Raw genomic sequence first — 3,121 nt, forward strand, 5'->3', positions numbered from 1 at the left:
AATCCGGCCCCCGCAACCAATTGTCTTAAGAAGAATACAATGTGAAAAGTCGCTTAATGCGACAGACGGACGCGGGGTGGAGCAGCCTGGTAGCTCGTCGGGCTCATAACCCGAAGGTCGTCGGTTCGAATCCGGCCCCCGCAACCAATCATTTAAACACCTTAACGGGTGTTTTTTTGTTTCTGGCATCCGACAAAAAGCGGCATTTCTGCCGCCCTCCTCAGCGATGTGCCAGCGCCGCACCCTTGTCAAAATACGCCTTAATGCCATGCAGAATCGCCTCCGCCACCTGGTGTTGATAACGCGGCGTACGCAGCTTGCGCTCCTCTTCTACATTACTGATAAACGCGGTTTCTACCAGAATGGAGGGAATATCCGGCGCTTTCAGTACCGCAAACCCGGCCTGATCAACGGTACGCTTGTGCAGGTGATTGATATGCCCCATGCGCGATAGCACTTCTTTGCCAAACTTCAGGCTGTCACTGATGGTTTGCCGCTGCACCATATCGAACATGGTGTGATCGAGATAACGATCGCCGCTCATGCTGACACCGCCAATCAAATCGGCTTCATTTTGCGTTTGCGCGAGGAAACGCGCCGCCGCCGAAGTAGCGCCGCTGGTCGAGAGCGCAAACACTGAAGAGCCGCGCGCAGCCCGACTGGTAAAGGCATCGGCGTGGATCGAGATAAACAGATCCGCACGCTGCTTACGTGCTTTCGCTACCCTTACGCGCAGCGGGATAAATACGTCCTCATTACGCGTCATATAGGCTTTCATATTGCGCTCTTTATCGATTAGCGCCTTCAGATAGCGACCAATCTTCAGCACAATGTCCTTCTCACGCGTTTTGTATTTTCCATGCGCGCCCGGATCTTCTCCGCCATGGCCAGGATCGATCATGATGATAATGGGTCGATCGCGCCCCGCTTTACCCGGCAGCGCCGCCTGCACCGGCTGATCGCGTTCAAGATCGCCCTGATTGTAATCCTGCAGTAATGCCAGTAGCGGATCCTCTTCCCGCGACTGCTGGCTGGGATAGAGATCGACCACTAAGCGATGCTTGATACCGGCCACTGGCGCCAGGGTGAAAGTCTTCGGCGCGATGCTGCGTTTCAACTCCAGCACAAGGCGTACCGTGTTGGCATCAAACTGGCCAACGCGTGCCGTTTTGATATAGGGATCATCCACACGCACCAGTTTATCCACGCCTTTCAGTACCGGATTGATGTGCATATTTTCGATATCAATAACCAGGCGATCGGGATGACTCAGCGTGAACTGCTTGTACTTGAGGGGAACATTCGATTCCAGGGTAACGCGGGAATACGTCGATGATGGCCAGATGCGCACCGCCACAATATGCTGGCTGGCTGCCAGCCCGGTGCGCGTGACGCTAAGCATCAATAGTGCGCCTGCACCCTGTAATAATCGTCGTCGTGTGAAAGCTTCGGACATGCCGCTCCAACTGCTGTGTAATGTCTAAAAAATCGTCACTTGATGGCAAGAAGGCGAAAACTTTATTCGATGAGAAATGTCTTGTCTTGCCGGAAAACCCAGATAATGCAGTCTGTTAGCGCGTGTTGCATCAGGAAAATCGTAAAGTAACGTCAGGCCCGGCGCTTGCATTAATGGGCAAAACAGCATAAAAATACGAAAATTACGAATAAAAATGCAAAGAGGGTTTTGCCGTGAAGGAACGTAGTACAGAACTGGTTCAGGGTTTTCGCCATACCGTTCCCTATATAAATACCCACCGCGACAAGACATTTGTCATCATGTTAGGTGGCGAGGCCATCGAGCATGAGAACTTCTCTAGCATCGTCAATGATATCGGTCTGCTGCATAGCCTTGGCATTCGTTTAGTGGTGGTCTACGGTGCGCGTCCGCAGATTGATGCCAGCATGGCCCAGCAACAGCTGGAACCGATTTACCACAAACACACACGCGTCACCGATGCGCAATCGCTCGAGCTGGTGAAGCAGGCCGCCGGCCGCTTACAGCTGGATATCACCGCGCGTCTGTCGATGAGCCTCAACAACACGCCGCTGCAAGGCGCGCATATTAATGTGGTGAGCGGTAACTTCATTATCGCGCAGCCGCTGGGCGTGGATGATGGTGTCGATTACTGCCACAGCGGCCGTATCCGTCGTATTGATGAAGAAGCGATTCATCGTCAGTTGGACAACGATGCCATTGTGCTACTCGGTCCGGTTGCGGTTTCTGTCACCGGTGAAAGCTTCAATCTGACCTCAGAAGAGGTGGCAACGCAGCTGGCGATTAAGCTCAAGGCAGAGAAGATGATTGGTTTCTGCTCCGAGCAGGGCGTGACCAATCGTGAAGGCGCCATTATTTCCGAACTGTTCCCGAATGAAGCACAGGCGCGTATCGACGAGATGGAGAGCGACGGCGATTTTCTCTCTGGCACCGTACGTTTCCTGCGCGGCGCGGTAAAAGCCTGCCGCAGCGGCGTGCGCCGTAGTCATCTGATTAGCTATCAGGAAGACGGTGCTTTGCTGCAAGAGTTGTTCTCGCGCGACGGGATCGGTACGCAGATTGTCATGGAGTCCGCCGAGCAAATTCGTCGTGCCAACATCAATGATATCGGCGGCATACTGGAATTGATTCGCCCGCTGGAGCAGCAAGGAATTCTGGTGCGCCGTTCACGCGAACAGCTGGAGATGGAGATCGATAAATTCACCATCATTCAGCGTGATAATCTCACCATTGCCTGCGCAGCGCTCTACCCTTTCCCCGATGAACAGATTGGCGAGATGGCTTGCGTCGCGGTGCATCCGGATTACCGCAGCTCGTCACGTGGCGAACTGCTGTTGGATCGCGTAGCGTTACAAGCGCGCCAGATGGGTCTCAAGAAGCTGTTCGTATTAACCACGCGCAGTATTCACTGGTTCCAGGAGCGCGGTTTCACGCCGGTGGATATTGAATCACTGCCTGAGAGCAAAAAGCAGATGTACAACTATCAGCGCCGTTCAAAGGTGCTGATGGCGGATTTGGGGTAGCACTTGCTGGTGGGCATTTATGCGCATCGGGAAGAGGTCGCCATGAATGGCGTAATGCCGATCAATTAAGCGCTGAGCGATTTTCGTTCGCCATCGGCTGGGG

2 protein-coding genes and 1 tRNA gene are annotated in these 3,121 nt (G+C 53.7%); 2 read left to right on the top strand and 1 reads right to left on the bottom strand.

Annotated elements, in window-relative coordinates; translation table 11 throughout:
* Positions 1–70 precede the first annotated feature (70 nt).
* A tRNA-Met gene (locus tag PMI17_RS19605) sits at positions 71–147 on the top strand.
* Between the two features lie 73 nt (positions 148–220).
* Here the strand turns inward: PMI17_RS19605 and amiC are convergent.
* Positions 221–1,456 (bottom strand): N-acetylmuramoyl-L-alanine amidase AmiC, encoded by a 1,236-nt coding sequence (gene amiC / locus PMI17_RS19610; protein ID WP_157178894.1) that lies wholly within the window; start codon positions 1,454–1,456, stop codon positions 221–223.
* A 233-nt stretch (positions 1,457–1,689) separates the two neighbouring features.
* On the opposite strand from amiC, the gene argA reads away from it, so the two are divergent.
* Positions 1,690–3,018, top strand: a complete 1,329-nt coding sequence (gene argA / locus PMI17_RS19615; protein WP_007891884.1) for an amino-acid N-acetyltransferase — start codon at positions 1,690–1,692, stop codon at positions 3,016–3,018.
* Positions 3,019–3,121 lie beyond the last annotated feature (103 nt).

The organism is Pantoea sp. GM01, assembly GCF_000282675.1.
GTDB lineage: Bacteria > Pseudomonadota > Gammaproteobacteria > Enterobacterales > Enterobacteriaceae > Pantoea > Pantoea nemavictus.